This window comes from Shewanella sp. NIFS-20-20, from assembly GCF_019209865.1.
Taxonomy (GTDB): Bacteria; Pseudomonadota; Gammaproteobacteria; order Enterobacterales; family Shewanellaceae; genus Shewanella.
Map to the genome: position 1 here is coordinate 97,384 of NZ_JAHUTT010000006.1, position 23,091 is coordinate 120,474.

At 50.3% G+C, this 23,091-nt stretch carries 21 protein-coding genes and 1 riboswitch; of the genes, 5 read left to right on the forward strand and 16 right to left on the reverse strand.

The window, feature by feature from the left end; genetic code table 11:
* The first annotated feature begins 75 nt into the window (after positions 1–75).
* Positions 76–4,281: a formate dehydrogenase subunit alpha gene (fdhF, locus tag KU855_RS03440; protein WP_218528953.1), complete on the forward strand. Its 4,206-nt coding sequence runs from the start codon at positions 76–78 to the stop codon at positions 4,279–4,281.
* Between the two features lie 64 nt (positions 4,282–4,345).
* On the opposite strand, the gene chrA is transcribed toward fdhF, so the two are convergent.
* From chrA to mltC, 3 genes are all read right to left on the reverse strand, one after another.
* On the reverse strand, positions 4,346–5,524 hold the full coding sequence (gene chrA / locus KU855_RS03445; RefSeq protein ID WP_256260858.1) for a chromate efflux transporter: 1,179 nt from the start codon (positions 5,522–5,524) through the stop codon (positions 4,346–4,348).
* An 87-nt stretch (positions 5,525–5,611) separates the two neighbouring features.
* Positions 5,612–6,754: a 23S rRNA (uracil(747)-C(5))-methyltransferase RlmC gene (gene rlmC, locus KU855_RS03450; RefSeq protein ID WP_218528954.1), complete on the reverse strand. Its 1,143-nt coding sequence runs from the start codon at positions 6,752–6,754 to the stop codon at positions 5,612–5,614.
* Between the two features lie 142 nt (positions 6,755–6,896).
* Positions 6,897–7,991, reverse strand: coding sequence for a membrane-bound lytic murein transglycosylase MltC (gene mltC / locus KU855_RS03455; protein ID WP_218528955.1), 1,095 nt, complete (start codon positions 7,989–7,991; stop codon positions 6,897–6,899).
* A 309-nt stretch (positions 7,992–8,300) separates the two neighbouring features.
* Between mltC and KU855_RS03460 the strand changes: the two genes are divergently transcribed.
* From KU855_RS03460 to KU855_RS03475, 4 genes are all read left to right on the forward strand, one after another.
* On the forward strand, positions 8,301–8,765 hold the full coding sequence (locus KU855_RS03460) for a hypothetical protein (RefSeq protein WP_218528956.1): 465 nt from the start codon (positions 8,301–8,303) through the stop codon (positions 8,763–8,765).
* Between the two features lie 77 nt (positions 8,766–8,842).
* On the forward strand, positions 8,843–9,730 hold the full coding sequence (locus tag KU855_RS03465; RefSeq protein ID WP_218528957.1) for a DUF692 domain-containing protein: 888 nt from the start codon (positions 8,843–8,845) through the stop codon (positions 9,728–9,730).
* A gap of 3 nt (positions 9,731–9,733) precedes the next feature.
* On the forward strand, positions 9,734–10,546 hold the full coding sequence (locus tag KU855_RS03470) for a DNA-binding domain-containing protein (protein ID WP_218528958.1): 813 nt from the start codon (positions 9,734–9,736) through the stop codon (positions 10,544–10,546).
* 108 nt (positions 10,547–10,654) lie between these two features.
* Entirely contained in the window at positions 10,655–11,674 is a 1,020-nt protein-coding gene (locus KU855_RS03475) for a class I SAM-dependent rRNA methyltransferase (protein WP_218528959.1), read from the forward strand.
* A gap of 185 nt (positions 11,675–11,859) precedes the next feature.
* On the opposite strand, the gene KU855_RS03480 is transcribed toward KU855_RS03475, so the two are convergent.
* From KU855_RS03480 to KU855_RS03540, 13 genes are all read right to left on the reverse strand, one after another.
* Complete coding sequence (locus KU855_RS03480) at positions 11,860–12,636, reverse strand: AraC family transcriptional regulator (RefSeq protein ID WP_218528960.1); 777 nt, start codon at positions 12,634–12,636, stop codon at positions 11,860–11,862.
* 26 nt (positions 12,637–12,662) lie between these two features.
* The gene (locus KU855_RS03485; RefSeq protein WP_218528961.1) at positions 12,663–13,166 is read right to left on the reverse strand and encodes a YbhB/YbcL family Raf kinase inhibitor-like protein; all 504 of its coding nucleotides are present in this window, start codon (positions 13,164–13,166) and stop codon (positions 12,663–12,665) included.
* Positions 13,167–13,409: 243 nt separating this feature from the next.
* Positions 13,410–13,841 carry a cold shock domain-containing protein gene (locus KU855_RS03490; RefSeq protein ID WP_218528962.1) on the reverse strand — a complete coding sequence of 144 codons (432 nt, stop codon included), beginning with the start codon at positions 13,839–13,841 and terminating at the stop codon, positions 13,410–13,412.
* Positions 13,842–13,966: 125 nt separating this feature from the next.
* Positions 13,967–14,494 carry a superoxide dismutase family protein gene (gene sodC, locus KU855_RS03495; protein WP_218528963.1) on the reverse strand — a complete coding sequence of 176 codons (528 nt, stop codon included), beginning with the start codon at positions 14,492–14,494 and terminating at the stop codon, positions 13,967–13,969.
* Between the two features lie 72 nt (positions 14,495–14,566).
* Positions 14,567–15,400 (reverse strand): cobalamin-binding protein, encoded by an 834-nt coding sequence (locus KU855_RS03500; RefSeq protein ID WP_218528964.1) that lies wholly within the window; start codon positions 15,398–15,400, stop codon positions 14,567–14,569.
* A gap of 173 nt (positions 15,401–15,573) precedes the next feature.
* Positions 15,574–16,212 carry a cob(I)yrinic acid a,c-diamide adenosyltransferase gene (cobO, locus tag KU855_RS03505; RefSeq protein WP_218528965.1) on the reverse strand — a complete coding sequence of 213 codons (639 nt, stop codon included), beginning with the start codon at positions 16,210–16,212 and terminating at the stop codon, positions 15,574–15,576.
* Entirely contained in the window at positions 16,205–17,779 is a 1,575-nt protein-coding gene (locus tag KU855_RS03510; RefSeq protein WP_218528966.1) for a cobyric acid synthase, read from the reverse strand. Before KU855_RS03510 ends, cobO begins: the two co-directional genes overlap by 8 nt.
* Before the next feature lie 63 nt (positions 17,780–17,842).
* Positions 17,843–18,373: a bifunctional adenosylcobinamide kinase/adenosylcobinamide-phosphate guanylyltransferase gene (cobU, locus tag KU855_RS03515; protein WP_218528967.1), complete on the reverse strand. Its 531-nt coding sequence runs from the start codon at positions 18,371–18,373 to the stop codon at positions 17,843–17,845.
* Complete coding sequence (locus KU855_RS03520; RefSeq protein ID WP_218528968.1) at positions 18,370–19,170, reverse strand: adenosylcobinamide-GDP ribazoletransferase; 801 nt, start codon at positions 19,168–19,170, stop codon at positions 18,370–18,372. The genes cobU and KU855_RS03520 overlap by 4 nt, the downstream gene beginning before the upstream one ends.
* A 2-nt stretch (positions 19,171–19,172) precedes the next feature.
* Positions 19,173–20,249, reverse strand: a complete 1,077-nt coding sequence (gene cobT, locus KU855_RS03525) for a nicotinate-nucleotide--dimethylbenzimidazole phosphoribosyltransferase (protein ID WP_218528969.1) — start codon at positions 20,247–20,249, stop codon at positions 19,173–19,175.
* On the reverse strand, positions 20,242–21,246 hold the full coding sequence (locus tag KU855_RS03530) for an iron ABC transporter permease (protein WP_256260859.1): 1,005 nt from the start codon (positions 21,244–21,246) through the stop codon (positions 20,242–20,244). Before KU855_RS03530 ends, cobT begins: the two co-directional genes overlap by 8 nt.
* 1 nt (position 21,247) lies before the next feature.
* On the reverse strand, positions 21,248–22,048 hold the full coding sequence (locus KU855_RS03535; protein ID WP_218528971.1) for an ABC transporter ATP-binding protein: 801 nt from the start codon (positions 22,046–22,048) through the stop codon (positions 21,248–21,250).
* A gap of 106 nt (positions 22,049–22,154) precedes the next feature.
* Positions 22,155–22,304, reverse strand: a riboswitch (cobalamin riboswitch).
* Positions 22,305–22,408: 104 nt separating this feature from the next.
* On the reverse strand, positions 22,409–23,091 hold a 683-nt coding region (locus tag KU855_RS03540; RefSeq protein WP_218528972.1), incomplete at its 5' end, for a histidine phosphatase family protein.

The following is a 23,091-nucleotide window of genomic DNA, read 5'->3' on the forward strand; positions in this document are numbered from 1 at the left end:
ACGCGTCAGTATTGAACTATCAATAACTTATCGCATCTTTGCTCGCTATCCTAATTCCAGATGAAGGCCCAGCACATGATGACTCTCGTGATTGATGATCAGACACTGCAGACAAATGCCGGCGATACCCTACTGCAAGCCTGCCTCAAGGCAGGCATTAACCTACCGCATTTGTGCGCCAATCCGGGAGCCGATGAGTCAGGGCAAACCCACCATCTTTGTACGGTAGCCATAGCAAGTGAAGATGGCTGGCAATACCGCCATGCCTGCAGCACGCCAGTGAGCGATGGTCTCACCGTCGTGACCCAATCGCAAACCCTGTCAAACATGCGCCAACAAGCCTTACAACTGATCCTCAATGACCATTTTGCCGACTGTGAAGCCCCCTGTCAGCAAGCGTGTCCGGCAGGCGTCGATGTCCAATCATACCTGTATCACATGGCCCAAGGCGATCACCAGCAAGCAGTAAAGGTGATCAAGCAAACCTTGCCGATGCCACTCTCCATTGGCCGCGTATGTCCGGCCTTTTGCGAGAGTGAATGTCGCCGCAGCTTAGTCGATGAACCATTAGCAATTCGCCAGTTAAAACGTCATGCGGCGGATATCGATCTCGACAGTGAACAACCGTGGATGCCGGAGCGTGCCGCCGATACCGGCAAAAAAGTCGCCATTATCGGTGCGGGGCCGGCGGGTTTGAGCGCGGGCTATTTTTTATCGAATCAAGGCCATGATGTCACTCTTTTTGAGGCGATGCCCAAGGCGGGCGGCTGGTTGCGCTATGGCATTCCAGAATACCGGTTACCGAAAGCTATCCTCGATAAAGAAATCGAGCTGATGTGTGCTAACGGCCTTAAGATTGAAACCCATACCCGCTTAGGCCAACACATCCAACTTCAAGAGTTAGTGGCTGATTTCGATGCAGTCTGTCTGGCCATTGGCGCTCAAAAAGCCGTCGCCATGGACTATCCTGGCGCCGATCTTGCCGGTTGCTACCTTGGGGTTGATTACCTCAAAGACTTTTGTACCGAGCAGACATTAGTTACCGGGAACAAGGTGGCTGTCATTGGTGGCGGTAATACCGCCATCGACTGTGCCCGAACTGCGGTGCGCACCGGCGCCGATGTGACCTTAATTTATCGCCGGACCCGTGCGGATATGCCTGCCGAGCCTTATGAAATTCACGAGGCTGAGGTCGAAGGGGTTAAGTTTCACTTTTTAACGAATCCGCTTGAAAACCTGAGTGATGATCACGGCCGAGTCAAGGCCATCACCTTGAGCAAGATGGCGTTAACCGAACCCGATGCTTCCGGGCGGCGCTCACCAAAGGCCACAGGTGAAACCTTCACCGAAGACTTTGATACCGTGATAGCCGCGGTGTCGCAAACCCCGGATATGGACTTTTTAAGCCAACCGCAAAACCAACTATCTAACGGCAAATTAGCCCTGACACGCTGGAATACCTTTGCGGGCTGTGAACACACCATGTCCGCAGGGATTGAAAAACTATTTGTAATTGGCGACTCACGCCGAGGGCCAGCGACCGCGGTTGCCGCCATTGGCGATGGCCGCCGCGCCAGCGAGGCGATACATAAGCAACTCACGACTGGCTTAGTGTGCGATCTCGTGCAACAGCCGTTCAATGCCACTAAAGGCAAACTCAGTAATCCGCAACTAGATCCCAGTCTCTATGCCAATGTCGCCAAGCATGAGCGCTTTAAGATGGCTGAGTTATCTCGCCAAGCGCGCCAAGGCAACTTTGACGAAGTCGAACTGGGCTTCAGTAACGATCACGCCTTACAAGAAGCCGCTCGCTGCCTTGAATGTGCTTGCCAAGCCAATACTCAGTGTTCATTAAGAGACTATGCCACCGAATATAAAGTGGACTCATCTAGCCTAGACACTCAAGACTGTCAGCGTTTTATGGTCGACAAGAGTGCCGCATTTATTCAGTTTGACGCCAACCGCTGTATTAGCTGTGGCGCTTGTGTCGATATGTGTCAACGCCAAAGCGGCCATCACGCCATTTGCTTTGAGCCCAATAGCTTTAGCGCTGTCCCCAATGACAATGGGGCACTACTGCGACGCGCGCCGCGTGCCGGTTTTAGCGCCCGGATGGCTGATAGCCAGTGTGTGCAATGTGGTAACTGCGTCCAAGTATGCCCCACCGGCGCCCTGACCGATGCCAGAGATAAATCCCAAGCGCGCACCACCCAGCTCGATACGGTATCGACCATTTGTACGTACTGCGGCGTAGGCTGCCGCCTTAACATGCATGTCGATCGTGCCAACAACACCATTAAACATGTGGTCGGTGACAGTGAATCACAAGTCAATGAAGGCATGCTCTGCGTTAAAGGGCGCTTTGGCTTTGACTTTATCGGCAGTGAACAACGACTCACCACGCCGTTAATCAGGCGCAATGGCCAACTGGAGCCGGCCAGCTGGGAGCAAGCCATTAGCCTGATAGCTAAACGTTTTAGCGACATTAAGGCGGTACACGGTGCCAAGTCCATTGCCGCCTTGTCTTCGGCGAAAGCGACCAACGAAGAAAACTATCTTCTGCAGAAATTTGTACGAGCCGTATTAGGAAGCAACAACATAGATCATTGTGCCCGCCTGTGCCACGCGTCAACCGTCAGCGCCCTTAATGCCAATTTGGGTAGCGGCGCTATGACCAATGATATACAGGGCATCAAGCACGCAGATTTGATCTTTATCTTAGGCTCAGACACAGAGTCAGCGCATCCGATCATCGCCTCACGAATAAAAGAAGCCGTGAATTATCACCAAGCTCGCTTAGTGGTAGCCGATCCGAAAAAAGTCTCCATCGCCGATAAGGCCGAGCTGTATATCAGCCACAAACCTGGAACGGATGTCATGCTGCTTAACGCCATCATGCAGCAAATCCTGATCCATCACTGGCATGATACCGCCTACATCGAACAGCGCACCGAAGGTTTTGAACTGCTGAAAACTGAACTAATGAAAGCAGATTACAGCTTAGCGATGGCCGCAAAGATCACTGGCGTTAGCGCTGATGACATCGCCACGCTTGCCCGCATGCTGGGCACGGCCACAAAAACCGCCGTGTTCTACGCCATGGGGATCACTCAGCATACCTCTGGCCATGACAATGTGACCGCCATTGCCAACTTGCAGCTTTTACTCGGCAACATAGGTATCAAAGGCGCAGGCATTAACCCGTTGCGGGGCCAAAGCAATGTTCAAGGCGCCTGCGATATGGGAGCCCTACCCGACTATTTGCCGGGCTATCGCCGCTACCACGACAGTGAAAACCTCGCCCGTTTGTCTGACTTATGGCAAGCTCCATTGAGTACCGAGGTCGGTATTGCCGCCACCCATATGATGAAAGCCTTGGCGCATGGGCAACTAAAGGCGTTGTATATCATGGGCGAAAACCCGGTACTGAGCGACCCCGATCAAGCCCATGTTATCCAAGGCCTCGCAGCAGCTGAATTTGTGGTGGTGCAAGATATTTTCTTAACCGAAACAGCCGCCTACGCCGACGTCGTCTTGCCCGCTGCGGCCTTTGCCGAGAAACGTGGTCACTTCACCAACACTGAGCGCCGAGTGCAGCAATTACAACAAGCGGTCAATCCTCCTGGGCAAGCACTGCCAGACTGGCGCATTATTCAGGCGATTGCCAATGCCATGGGGGCTAACTGGCAGTATGATTCTGAAGAAACGCTGTGGAGCGAAGCGATTAAAGCCACCCCGCAATATCGTGGCATCTATTGGGACAGACTCAGACCCATAGATAAGGTCGCCAAACAAGGTTTGCAATGGCCTTGCATCAACGCCAGCGATCCGGGCACCGCAATATTACATCAAGACTGCTTTATTCGAGGTAAGGCCAAGCTCGAACCCGTTAGCTATCGATTACCCGCCGAACTGCCTTGCGATGACTATCCATTAATCCTCTCCACCGGACGCTTACTGGAACAATTCCATACCGGCACTTTGACGCGCAAAACCGCGGGGCTTGATATGCTCGCGAGTCCCAAGGTCATGATCTCGGTTTATGATGCCGAGCAATATGGCATTGAAAACGGGGATAGCCTAGAGCTGAGTACGCGTCGCGGCACTATTACTATTGATGCCTTTGTGAGTAAACGCGCGCAAGTGGGGGTACTATTTTTGCCATTCCATTTCGCCGAGGCCGCCGCTAATAAACTCACGATTAATGCCCTCGATCCTGTGGCTCAAATCCCCGAGTTTAAAATTTGTGCCGTTAACCTGCGCAAATTAGCCACCGTCTAAGGAGGGCTGGCTGCGTTATCAATACCCCCAAGAGCAATATTGATAACGCAGCACTTTGGGCAGACTAACTCATAGAGCCAGTGAGCTTGAGAATAGCGCCTAATAAAGAGAAGCCAAGGACCAATAACACAATGGAAGGGCGGCGCCAACGCAACAAGGCTAGGCCGCAGATCACTATCGACATTTCGGTAGAATTTGTCACCGCACTGGTAAACACTGGGTCGTACAAGGTACTTGCCACTAACCCCACCACCGCGGCATTAAGACCCGCCACCGCCGCAGCAATGCGCGGGCGTTGACTGATGGCATGCCAAGCCTGTATGCATCCCAGCAATAACAAAAATCCCGGTAAGAAAATCGCGCTAGTGGCGACGAGCGCTGCCATCAAAGAGGATTGTGGTAAGATTTCAGCGCCAAGGTAACTGGCCAAACTAAACATCGGACCGGGTACCGCTTGCGCTAAGGCATAACCACTAAGAAAACTCGTCTGACTCAAGCTGTGACTCACGGTATTCTCAAGAAGTGGCAACACCACGTGGCCCCCGCCAAAGACTAAACTGCCCGCTTGATAAAACTGGGCAAACAGCGACAGCAAGCCGTTATCATTGAGGCTCAATTGCCACAAACTCATGACAAGTAACAGTAAAAATGCCCCTAACCAGCCGCCATTAATCGCTAACGAACCTTGAGAAGTTGGCAAATGCTCACTCGATGGCTGGCGATTAAACACCAATATGCCGGCAATCGCTGCGGCAACTAACACCAGCATTTGAGCCAATAACCCCGCGGTCAGTAACATCACCACCGTCGCACTCAGCATGATCAAGCGCGCGGCTAACTTGCCACAAAATTGCTTAAAGAGCCCAAGGACGGCATCGGCGACCACCACCACGGCCAATAACTTTAAGCCATGGGTCCCCCCTTGGACCCAATCAAGATGCCAATAAAGGCTACTGGTCGTGGCAAATAAATACAGCAGTAAAAAGGAGGGTAAGGTAAAGCCAATAAAGGCGGCGATAGCGCCTGCTACTCCCGCTTTATGATGGCCGATGGCAAACCCCAATTGCGAAGAACCTGGCCCGGGTAAAAACTGACTTAAGGCAACTAAACTGGCAAACTTGCGTTCATCTAGCCAAGCTAAATGCTCAACGAAGGTATAGCGAAAGTAGCCGATATGCGCAGCAGGGCCACCAAAACTCACCCACCCCAGCGTGAAAAACCGCACAAATACTTGCCAAATCATCTTGCCGCTCACTCAATAACCATTTCGGTTAGCATATGACACTTTAATGACATTTCAATGACATTTTATGCTTTCAAGAAAACTCACTCAGTCAGGCTGACGTTCGAGCAGCGCCATGACTTCAAAATGATCTGTGTGTGGGAACATATCGAATAGCTGTAGTCGAGTCACTTTATAGCCATGAATATGTTCAAGATCTTGCGCCATAGTCTTGGCATTGCAGCTCGAATAAATAATGTGGGCTGGGGCAAATTGACTCAATGATTGACACAAACTCGCTCCAATGCCGCGACGGGGCGGATTAACAATAATCACGTCGGGGACATCTTGCGCCTGCTGTCCCGAGGCAAACTCGGTCGAATCTAAGGCGGTAAAACTCACATTGCTGAGCCCAAGTTCCATCGCCGACATACTGGCGCAGGCGATCGCCTCGGCTTCAATTTCAATCCCAGTTAGCGCCGTCTTTTGGCTAGCGCAGTGCAATCCAAAGCCGCCCACACCACAAAATAAATCCCAGACGGATGTCGGATTTAGCTCTGCGGTCCAATCGCGAGCCGTGGCATATAGCTGGGCGGCAACCTCTGGATTGGTTTGGAAAAAGCTTTTTGGTCGAATATATAAAGGCACCTGATTTAACACTTCGGCGAGGCGAGTTTGTGCGGTTAAAAAGATTTCTTCATCGCCTTCTAAGCGTGCCATATGCACCGGCTGTAAGTTAACCGACACCACTTTAATTTGCGGATATTCGGCCAACAGTCGAGGCAATTCACGTTCGATACGGCCAATAGCTTGCTCGCTTCGTAACACAAATCTCAGCATATACTCGCCATTGACTTGGCTTCGAGTCAGCAATACAAACTTGAGCTCGCCTTTGGCTTTATCGACTCGATACGGCGGAATCCCAGCTTGCTGCACAAACTGCTGCAAGCGCGCTAATAATTGCTGCATATCGGCAGGATACAAAGGGCAATCACACAGGCTAACACTGTGCCCTTGCGGGCTGACTATGCCTAATATCGGTTGATGCGCCGCCCCCAGCGCCACCATTTTAGCCTTATTGCGAAAGGCCAAGGCCGCGCCTGATACCGGGGCTAACATTGCGGCCGGCTCGACATGCGGCAACAAGCCTGCCAAGGTGGTCATTTTGCGTTGCAATTGCTGCGCCATCGGCATCGCCAAATGGGGGCAAGATAAACATTCAGCGGCGGCAAAATGGCGACATACAGACATGGCATAGACTCATCATAAAAATAGCGGCACACTTTACCGCCTTTGCTTTTTCGGCTCAAGCTAAGTGTAGCGAAAACACCGACTCAGGGGCTTAGCGTGACCTGCCAACGTCAAAATGACGCAATAACCGCCCGCAAATGACTTATAACTGACCTTGATTAAATGCCTGCTGAAACTTCACCACTTTTTGTAAATAACGCCGCGCTTCCGCTTTGGGGTGGCGAGTGGTGAGCGCCCAATAGAGTTGCTGCGGCTGTAAGCCATTAATATCCTTAACCGCACGCTTTCGATCGCGATTAAAGGTCGACAACACCCCGCCAGCACCGCCGTTATAAGCAGAAATCATACTGTAATGCAGGTTAGTAGGATGGCTAATTCCTTTTAAATAGCGCTGCTTTAATAATTGAAAATACGCCACACCAGTATCGATATTATTGGCAGGATCAAATAAGTACGCTCGGCTCGGCACCCCAGAGCGACCTTTCACTAATGCAAATACATCGGCCCCCGCCGTCTTAGGCATCACTTGCATCAAACCGTACGCACCGGCATGACTCACGGCATAAGGATTAAAACTGCTTTCGGTTTTAATAATGGCGTAAATCAAGTCTTCGCCTATGCCATATCGCTGTGAGGCAGCACGGATCAAATGCGCATATTGGTATTCGCGCTGGGCCAAATGATCCCGCACCATATCAATTTCTACGTAATGCACCGACGTCCCCGCCTGCTGTTGGCGATGTAATTTATGGGTCAGTAGATAGTCGGCAAAACGCTGCGCCCGCCATTGCCATTCAATCGTGTGACCTTCGTGATCAACTACCTGCCCCATTAAAAATGGCTTACCACTGAGTGGTAGCTTGGCATCACTGAATAAATCAACCTTACTGGGATCGCTGCTCATTAATAGGGTTTCGATGATGGCATAGCGCAAGCTTTGCTGGGGGCGATGACGGTCAACCGTGCTGACATAAATCTTGCCTTTATCAAAGTCAATGTGTGCCCGAGTTCGGTAACCATCGATATATTTCACATAGTGATGCTTACTGGCCTCGAGATAATTGCTTTCTCCCCACTCTTTTTTTACTTCATTGGCAAAATATTGGATCAGCGCCTCAAATGCTTGTTGATCTTGATAACTCGGGCCGATCATTGGTTCATTTTCACATGCACAATCAGAAGTCTGACTACAGGCTGTCAACACCAATAGCGTCACCAGCATCAGTAATTTGTTCATATTCTATCGCGATGAATTGTCATGACCAGATCATAACATCACTCATTAGTGGCATATATCTCATCATCCTAATTGCTTGAAATACTTCTACATTATCGAATTTATTGTTAAAAACCTTATAAAAATTGGATCTTTTCCGCAACAAACTGAAAGGGCTTAGCAAGTTCTGCGGTCTGATATGGCAACCTGTAGTTACGATCACCTAGCTTAAATGTCATCGCAGCTCAGTGGCTATTACCAACTACGCTTAATTAAACATATTGTTAACACAGCGCGGATTTAGACATCACCGACAACGAGGAACAACCAATGAAAATTAATACTCAAGCTGCTCTTTCTGGCGCTAGCCTTGCCTTAGCAATGGCGGTACTTGCCGGTAGCGTTAATGCTGCCGACCCCATGCCAACGGCAGCGATGGATAGTGACACCACGGATTTAGTCCATTGTTATGGCGTCAATGTCTGCAAAGGCCATAATGATTGTAAAGGTGCGGACAATGCCTGCGCTGGTCATGCTAGCTGCAAAGGCAGTGGTTTTGTCGCCATGCCATCGAAAAGCTGCGCGGATGTTGGCGGCGAAGTCAAAGACAAATGGGTCGGTAAAGTCACCAAGGCCGATTTAGTCCATTGTTATGGCGTCAATGTCTGTAAAGGCCATAATGATTGTAAGACGGCTGAAAATGCGTGTGCCGGTCACGCGACCTGTAAAGGTCATGGTTTCGTGGCCACCCCAGCGAAAGCCTGTGCCGATATTGGCGGCAAGATCGGCGAATAATCGTGCCGTGATGCGAGCGAGTGCTTGCTCTAGTTAGGGCAATCACTTAGCTCGCCCCCAAGGTCTTGCACCATGGAATGCTGCAAACAAATGTTATCCGATATTGTATTGACCAAGGAGTTTCTGTGTCATCGACATTCCCCTATTTAGGTTTCGGCTTAGGGTTGCGACCCAGTCATTTTGAGGATGTACTAAACGGCCCCGTCAGCGCTGACTGGTTTGAAGTCATTTCCGAGAACTTTATGGTCGCGGGCGGTAAACCTAAATATTACTTAGATGCCATCGCCGAACGTTACCCCATAGTGATGCACGGTGTTTCCATGTCGATTGGCAGCCAAGACCCCCTCGATTTTGATTACCTCAAAGCCCTTAAAACCTTAGCTAATCAGGTGCAACCTCAGTGGATTTCTGACCATTTGTGCTGGACCGGTGTTCATGGCATCAATAGTCATGATCTCCTGCCCTTGCCTTATGATGAACACACTATAGCCCATGTCGCCGAGCGTATTAGCCAAGTGCAAGATTTTCTTGGACGCCAAATTTTAATGGAAAATGTCTCAAGCTACCTTAGCTATCAAGCCGACGGTATGAGTGAGTGGGAGTTTGTTAATGAGGTCGCCCGCCGCGCAGACTGCAAATTACTATTTGATATTAACAATATTTATGTCAGTAGTCGTAATCACGGTTTCGATGCAATCGACTACTTAAATGGCATTGATAGCCAACGAGTGCAGCAATTTCACCTCGCCGGACATAGTGACTATGGCGATTATGTTATTGATACCCACGACCAAGATATATGCGACGATGTGCTTGAATTATATCGCGCCGCCCACCTGCGTTTTGGCCCCATCAGTACCATGATAGAACGTGATGGTAATATACCTGATTTTGCCAGCCTCAACGCCGAATTAGACAAGGTGAAGCATATTGCGACCACCACTAAGCAACAACGGGTAGGTTAAGCCATGACTCAACCTAAGATGCTTGAGCAAATGCAAACCGCCTTTATGGACTTCTTATTAGTACCAAGCGATGACCATCAAGCTCAACTAAGCGCTCACATTCATAGCGACTCTCAAGCCGACTTGCAGCAACGACTTGGTATTTATGCCAGCGCCTATCGGCTCAGGTTAATTGAAGCCATAGAAACAGATCACCCCTTTTTAGGCCTGTATCTCGGCGATGAGATGTTCGACTCCATGGTCAATGCTTATATTGAGGCTTATCCCTCAACCGCCCGCTCACTTCGCCAATTTGGTGACAAGCTACCCACCTTTTTAGCGGAACATTCTCAATGGCGTCAGTACCCACAATTAGCCGAGCTCGCCCAGTTTGAACGCTTGCTTCTGGCTAGCTTTGATGGCGCCGACAGCGATCGATTAGGCTTTAGCGACCTACAAGCCGTGGCGCCACCCTTATGGCCAAGCTGCCGAATTGGTTTTCATCCGAGCGTGCAATTATGCAACCAACACACCAATGCTGTGGCGATGTGGCAAGCCTTAAAAGTCGATAATCCGCCACCAGCACTCGAACAGCAAGCCTATCATTGGTTATTATTTCGCAACCATGAGCGCCTGACCGAATTCATCTCCTTAACGCCTTGGCAGGCCGAGCTTGTACAACACTTGCTTGAGGGGCAGAATTTTGCCGAACTGTGCGAGCAACTCCAAGCCTATTTCAGTGTTGATCAGATCCCAGTCCAGCTGATGGCTTGTCTCCAGCACTGGTTTCACCTTGGGGTGATCAGCCGCCTGACTTACGAAGATAATGGAGCATAAAACTCATCACGCTGGGCTGCCGCCGAGCGTGTTCGATGAGATCTTTGGTTACATATTTGCTATTATGCCCCAGTCAACGTCGACTATTTCAGCCAAAGAGCCTTCCCCATGTCCATTACTCAGGCACTGCAACATGCCTTGCAGCAACGCCAGACTTTTTTGTCTTCCGCCCAGCAACACAATACAGATTGTTATCGAGTATTTCATGGCACAGTTGAGGGATGCAATGGTCTGAATATCGACCGCTATGGCGACGCTTGGCTAGTGCAAAGTTTTCACGATCCTTTAGATGAACAGCGTCTCGATGAGATCCGCCAGTGCCTATGCGCACACCTTGATTTACCAGTGATCTACAATGACCGCTCTCGTGGCCATTCGCGCATCAATAACGATCTCAGTCCCGAGCACGATGCCTTCGCCCGCGAAGAGCATATCATGCAAGAAAATGGCATCCAATTTACGAGCCGTTTACGCCACGAAGGCCAAGACCCACTGCTGTTTTTAGATATGCGTATCGGCCGCGAATATATGCTGCGCCATGCGCAAGGTAAACGCGTCTTAAACTTATTTTCCTATACCTGCGGTATCGGTACCGCCGCCGCAGTCGGCGGGGCGACTCAAGTCATGAATGTCGACTTTTCATCGTTTGCCTTAGCCGCCGGCAAACGCAATGCCGACCTTAACCAAGTGACCTCGGTGTGTGAGTTTGTTCAAAGCGATGTGTTTCCGGCCATCCGCCAATTAGCCGGACTTACCGTCGGTGGGCGTCGCCAGCAAAAACTCCCTAGCTACCCTAAGCTTGCGCAGCAACAGTTTGATTTAGTGTTTCTCGACCCACCGAGATATGCCAAGAGTCCCTTTGGTATTGTTGATTTGATCAATGATTACCAAAGCTTATTTAAACCTGCCTTATTAGCCACTAAACAAGGCGGCACCATCGTCTGTTGCAATAACGTCGCCAAAGTCGATAAAAATGCCTGGTTTGAGAGTCTAGTGCGCTGCGTCAACAAACAAGGATTAGCGGTGAGTCAGGCCGAATGGCTCGATTGCTATCCCGACTTCCCCGCGTTTGATGACAATCATCCGTTGAAAATTGTCGCCCTGAGCATTGTCGACCAAAGCGAATAAAGCGACTCGATGACAGCCTATTGCCCTTAGCCAATAGGCAAAGGGCAAAGACAAAGGACAGTCTGCTCAGCTCTGAGGGAGCCATCTCACTAGCGCCTGCGGCGCAAGCTTGCAACCTTGGCCCAGTCAATGGCATGACACAACACCACTGACATACCAGTAAGCCTACGAGTCGAATGACTCAGTTAACCGTAATGCGTCATTAAGGTATTAGCATACTGACTAGGTGTCACCCCAAATTGCTTTTTAAAGCGTGCACTAAAGCGGCTTTCTGACTGATAGCCACACGCTTTGGCGACATCATCTAAGGCTTGCTCTTGTTGCAATAAAGCGAGGGCATGATTCATCCGTACTTGTGCCAACAGATCACTAAAATGTTCACCTTCTTGAGCCAATTTGCGAGTCATGGTGGCGCGACTCATACCTAACCTCTCCCCTGCTGACGCCAAGGTATGGTTGCCACTGGGATCGCTCAACAATAATCGGGTGAGTTTATGTTTGAGGGTTTCATGTTGGTCGCTAAACAAACTCGATAAGGCGCCAATGGCAGCTAACTCGGCATATAAACCGTGCACAAACGCAACTTGCGCCGCCTCACTCAGAGCCTGCTGCGGCAACTGCCACAGGGTATCAAAACACCACGCCAACGCAGGGCTAACCGCCAGCATTGGTGATGCCAGTTGCCGCTGTCGGGATTGCTGCAACATGTGGGGCGGCGGCGGAGTAAGCAGGCTCAAGGTGCGAGAGTAAAACTCACCTTGATGAGGATGATTAACAAAGGTCAGGTATTGTCCTGCCGGACTCAGTAACCAATGCAGTTTATTCAGTGGCCACTCTTGCTGTTGCCACCACAGAGCTTTACTGCCCTTTTGCACCCAAGTAATGGTTGGGGCAAACAACTGCACATTATGCAGCGCTTGCCGATGACAACTCTTAAAGCTGGTCATTTGATAAACTGACATTGCTTACCCCAATCCCCTCTTAATCATTACTCTTGCACATAAATAGCCGTCAACGTCGCCGATGCAGTGGCGGTCGCATTGAGCATAAAACCAACCATGGCGGCAGAAGGATTGTCAGGTAAATCAAGGCTAGCCACCGGCAGAGCCCACAAAGTAAAGTGATATCTGTGCATGCCATGGCCCGCGGGCGGACAAGCGCCACCGTAACCTAAACTACCATAGTCATTCAGAAGCTCTCTGGCACCGGCGATGCTTCCAGAGGCGCCGCGGCCCAGCGAAGTGATACTGGCGGGAATGTTCACCACTTGCCAATGCCACCAACCAGACCCCGTTGGTGCATCAGGATCAAACACGGTAATGGCGTAACTTTTGGTGTCGGCCGGAGCGCCTTGCCAACTTAATTGCGGTGACAAGTTTTGCTTGCCGTCACCAAAAGTAAAGGGATCGGCCATCGGCTGGCCTTCAAAAATGTCGGCGCTGGTTAAAGTCATGCCGACGCTGTTTTCGCTCAGTACATGTATTGCTCTCATCACGCTATCCTCTTTGATTTTATCGCCTAAGAATAGCCCCATTTTGACAGCAACACACCTCCAATAGGCTCAATTTTAATTAAATATTACGAATTTTGAGCCGATGAGTAATCAACTGCCAGTAAACGTCAATATCGCTATGAGCGAGTGGCGAGTGTAAGCAGTCATTCGGCCAATGGGGCGACTTGCGGGCGCTGACCGCCCGCTCACGCCTGAGCCGCTGGGTTGAGATAGTCTTATGGCTTAGCCAACCGAGGAGCTAAGCGATATTGAATGTAGCGAGGAGGTGAGCTCGGGTTGCTGAGCATTTTTAAGGTAAAGTCGATAAGCTGCGGCACAGACTAATATCAGCAAAGCCACGATAAAAAGCTTACCAAAACTCAATAACCACATGGGTTGATTCTGCGCCGGCGCCAGCTGAGGCTCCATGGTTTTGGGCTTGGCTTGTTGGCAGGTGTCAATCGCCGAGTTAATGGCTCTGACGTTACCATCGGCTTGCCTATCTAGCTGAAACAAAATGATATCGCCAATCACAGGGGTTCTGCTGGACTGTTTCAAGGATGAAATATGGATAAATACATCTCGTCCGGCATTAACGCTAATGTCGGGCTTAATGAAACCATAACCTTTGTCATGATGCCAACGCACTAATTTTCCTTTGAGAAAGCTACCCAATACTCCTCCCACAGTGAGAAGGCGCTCTATGGCTCGCCTTCTTAAATAAGAATCACAGTCTGTCAGGACAAACCGCTGCTGACAAGAGTGTCAGCAGCGATATTTTTTAGCCGTCAATTAAGGACTTATTGGATCACGCCACAGGCGACTCGCGCACCACCACCGCCAAGAGGGGCCGGATGATCCGAATGATTATCCCCTCCCATGTGCACCATTAAGGCTTTACCTTGGACATCCTTTAGCGTCAACCTTGGCGCTAACACCGGCGTGTTAGTCGTACCATCAGCATTGACACTTAAGCTCGGCAAGTCACCCTTGTGGTTATCTTTGGTCCAAGGGTAACCGTGTTTAGCGGTATTATCGGGATCATAATGTCCACCGGCAGCGCCGCCTAATACGGTTTTCCCATCTTTGCTACTGGATTCACAACTGCCATTTGCATGGACATGAAAACCATGCTGGCCAGCGGTTAATCCGCTGAGCTTGGGGGTAAACACTACACCATAATCGCTATCGCTGATAATGATCTCGCCTATGGGTTGGCCGCCGTTAGTGGTCAATAACGCCATATCTACGACCACATCCTCAGCACAGACGGGGGCGATAAAGATAACGCTGGTCAGAAAAGTACTCGCTATTAGCCTCTTGTTCATGGCTGACTCCTTCGATAAATAATTCCATAAGAGTGTAACGACAATGGCAAATAAGCAAGACGATGACTCACTTTACTTTCTTGCCTGATCTAAGGCTTGGCAAACCTGAGTTATGCCTTGCAACACTCTCGGCGTGGGCCGATGCAACAAATCGGCATCCAACTGAATGATATGTTGCCGTTTTACCGCCGGAATACTTGGCCATTGTTGCCAATCAATCCCAGCAACATTGCCTTGATTACCACTTTGCAGGATCACCTCGGGGGCTGCCATGATGACTTGCTCGACACTGACTTGGGGGTATTCAGTGGCTGATCCCGCAAAAATATTATCACCATGACAAACCGTCAATATTTGTTCAATCCAACTGCCGTTGGCAACGGTCATCAGCGGCTTAGGCCACAACTGGTAAAACACGCTCACAAGAGCACTCTGCTGATAATGTCGCTGCAATTGGTCTAACTGCGCTTGATAGTGGCTGGCAGCTTGCTGAGCGTTCGCCTCTAATCCCGTTAATTGCCCAAGCTTGATCAGCGTGGCGCCGATATCAGCCAAGGTTTTGGGGTCAGAGTTAACTAAGGCAATCCCTAACGACTTAAGCCGCTGTATATCTTCCGGGCGGTTGCCTGATTGCCAAAACACCACCAAGTCAGGCTTAAGTGAGATTATTTTTTCGATGGAAATCCCATAATACCCCCCAATCGATGGAATTTTTTTAGCGGCCTCAGGGTAATCGGCATGATCGGTCGCGGCCACAATTTTGGAACCCGCACCAATGGCAAAAAGTAGCTCAACGCTATGGGGCGACAAGGCAACAATCCGCATTGCAGGCTCGGTGGGCGTCGCGGCCAACGCATCGTTGGCGACGGCCAGTAATAACAAACCACAAAGTACTAATGCTTTCATTAATTATTATCCAAACCTCTCGGCTGATATTGACAAACATCAAACCAGCACATAACACTGACGCGATAGGTCATAGGGCTCATTGGCGTTCGCCCCCGCGCGCCACGTCGACGTAGACATAGCACAGGGTGAAAAGGAGGCTAACACCTATTGAACGCCCTAAAAGACCCGCGTTAATAGTCAAAACCTACTTGCGCTTTAACCCCATTATCAAAGGCATGCTTGACCGCTAGCACTTCACTCACGGTATCGGCGATATCAAGCACCGCGCGATGACAAGCCCTGCCGGTAATGATCACGTGTTGCATTTTAGGACGGTTATTTAGCGCATTAATGACCCTATCGACATCGAGATAATGGTAGCTCAGCATATAAGTGAGCTCATCGAGCATGACGCAATCTACGCTGTCATCACTGAGTAACTGCTCCGCCTGTTGCCACGCCGCTTCTGCCGCCGCCGTGTCTTGCTGTTTATCTTGGGTTTCCCAAGTAAAACCGCTGGCCATCACATAAAACTTAACCCCGGCTTGCTCCAATAAGTTACGCTCACCGCACTCCCAATTGCCTTTGATAAATTGCACCACCGCGGCACGTTGCCCGTGACCAACAGCCCGCGCTATCGTGCCAAAGCCAGAGGTTGACTTGCCTTTACCATTACCAGTAAGCACCAACAAAATCCCTTTTTCCTCTTGCGCGGCGGCGATTTTAGCGTCCACCCCAGCTTTGAGTTTTTTCTGCCTTTGCTTATGACGCTCGGCTTTGGTTTCTGTCACTTTGGTTTCTGAGCTTGCTCTCTCTTGTTGCTTATCCATAATGCGATTGATTTCCAGTATCTAAACTAAGTTGCAGCAGTGAAAAATCTAAGTGTTGCGCTAAGGTATCGGCCAGACGATTGAGGTTGTCTTCCCGTAATGCCTCCATGTCGATGGCCTGTTGGCTGTGATTCAGACCCGCCCATTGCAGTAGCAGGTTCGCGGCTTCGGGATGATCAAACAGCCCATGCACATAAGTGCCTAAGATTTGATTATCATCGGAAAGGACGCCATCTTGACGTGCGGCATTGGTGTGATCGCCATCGAGACTAACAATCTGGCTATTGGCTCGCAGCAAGTGGCTCACACCACAATGAATTTCATAGCCTTTGAGCTTAGCGGCTTGCCCATTGAGCTGGAGAGTCCCGGTGACATTAAGCAATTGTTTGTGCGCTTGCAGTTCGGTGATCATCGGCAATAACCCTAAGCCTTCACTCACGCCAGCCTCACCCTCGATGCCTTGGCTATCATCAATTTCTAGTCCCAACATTTGATAGCCACCGCAAATCCCAATCACCTTACCGCCATAGCGCAAATGCCGTTTAATCGCCACATCCCAACCTTGTTGATACAGGTACGCTAAGTCATCTCTAACTTGCTTGCTGCCGGGAATAATAATCAGATCCGCGGCCGGCAAAGGCGCTAACTCGCTACTGGCATGCACTAAGGTTAGCTTGACTCTTGGGTGTTGCCGCAGCGCATCAATATCGGTGTGATTACTGATCCTCGGCGTGACTAATACCACCACATGAATACTGGTTTCGCTGGAGCTTGGCATGGGTAAATTGGCAAAACCATCCTCGGCATCTAATTGCAAATTGTCTAAATAGGGGATGACTCCAATCACAGGTTTACCGGTACGCTCCTCCAGCATCTTAAGTCCAGGCTCGAGCAGACTGATATCACCGCGAAAGCGGTTAATCACAAACCCTTTGACTCGTGCCTGCTCTGAAGGAGACAACAGCATTAAGGTGCCAACTATTTGAGCAAACACCCCCCCCTTGTCAATGTCGGCCACTAAAATGACCGGGCAATCGACCGCTTCGGCAAAGCCCATGTTGGCCATATCACCCGCGCGTAAATTGATTTCGGCAGGACTACCCGCGCCCTCGACCAACACCAGATCAAATTCCTGTTTCAGCCCATGGTAAGAGCTTAAAATGGCATCGAATACTTGAGCTTTAGCCTTGAGGCTATTAGGGCCGAAAAACTCACTAGCAGCCACCGAACTGAGCACTTGACCTTGAACGACCACCTGCGCCTGAGTGTCAGACTGAGGCTTAAGTAACAGCGGATTAAAATCATTGCGTGGCGGCTGATAACAGGCGGCGGCTTGCAATGCTTGAGCGCGACCAATTTCGCCGCCCTCAATGGTCACCGCACTATTCAGCGCCATATTTTGTGGTTTAAAGGGGGCCACTTGCAGACCTTGACGAGCAAAGATGCGACATAAGCCGGCCACCAAGGTGGTTTTTCCGGCATCAGAGCTGGTGCCTTGCACCATTAAACAGCTAGCGCTGGCGGCGGGCTTGACTATTGAAGTGTTCATTGAGACCAATTTGTTCATGCACCATCCTTATCGGGAGCTGGGAGACGTTATTGTTGTTATTAGAGTCATTCTGGCGAGATGTTATTTCAGCACCAAAGGTAATCCGGCCACTACTAAGGTTACCTTATCGGCTTGCTGCGCGATCGCTTGGTTAAGCCAACCGGCTTCATCACTAAAACGGCGTGACAATTCCCCTAGGGGCACGATGCCAGAACCGACTTCATTACTCACCAGCACCAGATGGCCTGTAAACTCAGTGATTGCCGCCAGCAATTGCTGTTTGGCGGGTAAGTAATCGTCAGGGGCGTCGCAGAGCCACCCCGTTAGCCACAAAGTTAAACAGTCAACTAATACCAAGTATTCCTTATGATTCAGGGCGGTTAATGTGGCAGTAAGTTCAGTGCCCACTTCATGGTTGTGCCACGGGATGCCTGTCGCTTGCCTATCTTGCTGATGCCGCTCAATCCGTTGCCGCATTTCATCATCTAAACCCAAGGCGGTGGCCACATAATGACAGTGACGGTGAGGCGCATTGGCCAACGCAGCTAACAGGGTTTGCTCGGCAAAGCGGCTTTTACCGCTGCGACATCCCCCCAACACGAGATGGATCATAACCCGCTCCCATAGGGGAGCCCGGTGACTAACAAGACCAAATAAACTAGGACCTCGCTGATTTGCTGGGCCGCGCCTAAGGTATCGCCGGTATAGCCGCCGATTTGGCGCCGAAACCAATACACTAATGCTTGGCGGGTCACCACCAAGCTCAGAATAAGCCACAACACACTGCCAAGCGCTTGCCCGCACCCCAAGAGCCACAGCATTAATCCCGCCGCGGTGACTAATAATATTGCCAGATCTTGCGCTTGCTGTTGGTTGGCTAAGGGCTTTGATTTACCCTCATCACGCACATACGTTTCGCTAAAGATGATGGTGGCCGCTAGCACCCGACTTAAGCCATGGGCCAGCACTAAAGCCAGAGCAACTGCCGTTAACGACTGCTCGGCAATTAAGAGCAGAGCTTGCCACTTGAGCAATAAAATCAACATCAAGGTAACGGCGCCATAGGTGCCAAGCCTTGAATCTTTCATGATCGCCAACTTATCGCTCACTTGCCAACCACCGCCAAAGCCGTCGGCGCTATCGGCTAAGCCATCTTCATGAAACGCCCCTGTCAGCAATACGCTCACTATCATGCTAATCACCACGGCTAACGACAGGGGTAATAGTTGAGCAAGGCCGCACATGACCAAGGCACACACACCTGCGATGACCAAGCCAACCACCCCAAAATAACGACTGGCGCGATTAAGTTTTTCGCTATCGTGTTGAATAGACTGAGGCACAGGTATACGGGTGAAAAATCCGATGGCAATCAAGAATAATTGCCATTGTTGTATCAACCACATCATGGTTAATTGGGCACCTTTTGACAGTCAATCACAGAGGTTATCTTGGCATCGTCGAAACTCGCCATCTCATTATAAAAATTGACCGCGGCCTGAATAATAGGTAAGCACAAGGCAGCACCACTGCCTTCTCCAAGCCGCATGCCCAAGTGCAATAACGGTTCCGCCCCCAACAGGTTAAGCATTAATTGATGGCCACTTTCGGCACTGTTATGTGCAAAAATTAAATAGTCACGACATTCAGGATGCATTTCTACGGCGAGTAACGCCGCAGCCGTCACGATAAAGCCATCAATGACCACCAGCATTCGCCGCTCAGCGGCCGCTAAAATGGCGCCGGTTAATTGAACAATTTCAAAGCCGCCCACATGGGTTAAAATCGATTTCGCATCCACTAATTTTTTGCGATGAAAATTAAGCGCCTGCTGCACTAGCGCCACCTTAATGGCATAGGTTTCATCATCAATCCCTGTGCCACGGCCGACACAATCTTTAGCATCTAAGTCGGTTAATGCGGCCAAAATAGCGGCCGCTGATGAGGTATTCCCTATCCCCATCTCTCCTAATGCCAATAAATTACATCCTTTGGCATGATATTGTTCCACCAATTCTCGGGCATATATCAAACCTTGATCCACTTGCTCAGTCGTCATCGCCGAACGCATATGAAAGCCACGAGTCCCCCCGCCCAAACGCTGGCTAAAATAATAGGCATGACGCGAAGATTGCTCGGCAAAGGTTAGCGGCTTAACGATACCCGCATCGATAATCCCTAACGCCAAGCCTGATTGACGGCTAAACACATTCACCGCCGCGCCGCCGGCCAAGAAGTTAAGTAACATTTGCCTTGTGACCGCCTGCGGTGCAATTGACACCCCCTCTTTGGCAATGCCATGGTCACCGGCAAACACCAACATGGTCGGTGCAGTGATGGTTAAACGTTCTTGACCCGCTTGCACTTTAGCCATTTGTAAGGCTAACGATTCCAACTGCCCAAGAGAGCCTAGCGGCTTAGTTTTGTTGTTGATCTTATTTTGAATATTAGACACATCATGACTATCGATGGCTTTGATATTAAACATAATGTTCCTGTTGTCGCCGTTTGAGTACAAAAAGAAAAAAGACACTGCCTAAGGCCGCGGTAATCACCCCAACGGGTAATTCCTGATTAGGGATGACTAAACGCGCCAAGACATCGACCCACACCATAAAGGTGCCACCTGCGAGGGCAATTAACAATAGCGGTTGGCGACCGGGTAACAATAGCCGTACCGTATGAGGGATCATCAGGCCGACAAACCCAATACCGCCGCAACTGGCAACCAAGGTCGCAGTGATTAACGAGCACAGTAACAATACCTTAAGCCGTAAACTAGTGACCTTAAGCCCTAAGGTATGCGCGGTTTCATCCCCGCCTAGCATGGCCAATAACTGCCGTTTCATTGCCAGTAATATCCCTAAGCTCGCCAAGACCACGCCACCAGGTAACCATAGGCCTTGCCAACTGGCCGCACTAAAGCTGCCTAAGGTCCAAAACAGCACTGAAGCTGCCGCCATGGGATCTGACATATACAACAATAAACTCGCCAACGCCGACAGCATAAACGAGGTGGCAACCCCTGCGAGCAGCATGCGCTCAACTTGACCATGCAGCCCATGACCACTAATACCTACAACTAAAATAACGGATAGGCAGGCGCCAATGAATGCGCCTATCGGTAAATTTAGCAGGCCAAAAACACTCACCAACGAACCTGCAAAACCGGACAACACCACCACGGCACCGAGGGATGCCCCGGCGGAAATGCCAAACAGATAAGGGTCTGCCAACGGATTTCGAGTCACCATTTGCAACACAGCGCCAGCCAAGGACAATCCCGCACCTGCAATAAACGCTAATAACACCCGAGGCAAACGCAACTGCCACCATATTTGTTGATGCAAGCTATCGAGCTGCCCAGTCACTAGCTGGGTTAAATCAATCGCCACCGCCCCAAAACTTGAGGCCGCAAGCAAGCTGAATACCACCGCCACAACCACCACACTCATGCCCACGACAAGACGCCATATTGAGGTCATATTAATACTCCCCCTCGGGCAAATGACCGCCTTGGTAACCATAAAAGTATTGGATCACAGGTCGCTGATGTTGTGGGTGGGCGACGAGTTGGCAGCAAACACCAAAGACATCGGCAATCCGTGCCTCGGTCAGCACCTCGCTTGGTTCACCCATAGCAACGACTTGACCATGGTCGAGCATAAGCAATTGATCGCACAAGGCACTGGCCAGATTCAGATCGTGAATAGAGGCAATAACCGTCATATCTAAACTGTGTACTAACTCCATGATTTGAATTTGATAACGTATGTCTAAGTGATTAGTGGGTTCGTCGAGGATCAATAATTGGGGTTGTTGCAGCAAGGCTCTGGCGATCAAGGCACGTTGTTTTTCCCCACCAGAGATAGCATGGTAAGGACGCGAGGCCAGCTCAGTAATGCCGACCCGCTCAAGCACCTCGGCAATTTGACCTTTATCATTCGCATTAATCGTGGCAAACCAGCCCTTGCGAGGTGTTAAACCGAGCGCCACTAATTGCTCGACCGTCATATCCAATTCAACCGGAGTGTCTTGCTGCACCACCGCCACCTTGCAAGCAAAATCCTTGGACGATAGCCGTGCGACATCCTTGCCATCGAGCGCAATACTGCCCGACGTTGGGCAGATATAACGATATAAACAACGCAGCAATGAGGACTTTCCCGCACCATTGGGGCCAATGACCCCCAACATTTGTCCCGTAGGTAATGCAAACGAGATATTGTCGAGCAGGGCGCGCTCGTGAGGTTGCCAGCATAATTGAGTTACTTCAACGCTGGCCATCGGTGCGCCTCACGTTGGAAGGCACATCCACACCAATGGCGACATTGGCACTGACAGTCACACTTAGGATCACTTGGTCTCTCCAACTAGGTATCCCCGCCTAGCATGATAGGTGGTAGTCAAAGGCAGGTATTCTGACTCGGGCGCAGGCCCATACAGTTGCGGGTACAGTTCGGGCTTATGAGCTCAGCTCCCCGATTCCCTTTACAGCTAAGTTACAGCGAACTGTCTTAGCACCTTTGACTCTTAATTATCGCGCTATGTCGAGTGTCCACCTCAGTGGTAATAACCTCGACAAGCGGTTAATTCTAACGTAAATCTGCCTTGTTCGTTACCACAAACTGCCGCGCCATGAGGAAATTACAACATGCTTGGCCATTGTAAGCGTAAATGCCACTGGCCTTGGTCAAAACAGGCATGAATATCAACTTGAGCGCCATAATCGAGCTGCAACTGAGCATAAACACCGGCATGCTGGCCGAGCCCTAAGGCTTTCGCAATTAAGTAGCGCATCACCCCACCGTGGGTCACTAACCACACACAGGGCAGATTAACAGAGGGGCCATCAATAGATTCGAGTTGGCACGAAGCAAACCCTGCTAGCACCTTGCTTAACAGTTGCTGCCAAACATCATCGATACGCGCGGCAAAAGCTACCATGGATTCACCACCAGGAGGCGACTGCTGCCACGGATTGCGAAAGAAGCCACCCACCAATTCTGGCATTTGATGGAACACGGTAGCCATCGACTCACCATCCCACTGGCCATAATCTAACTCACGCAATTGCTGAGTAAATTCAATTGATGGTGTAGTTTCATCAGGCCAATGTTGCTGGCAATACGCCAACACTCCTTGACGACAACGGCTAAGATCTGAACTCATAATTTGCCATGGCCCACCTCCTCGTTGATGCGCCTGAGTTAAGCTTTGTTGTAATTGCTGCTGACCAAGCTCAGTGGGAGCCACATCGCAATGTCCCCGAAAAATAGCGCCGCCTTCGCACTCCCCATGCCGGATAAGGATCAACCGCACCGTGGGTA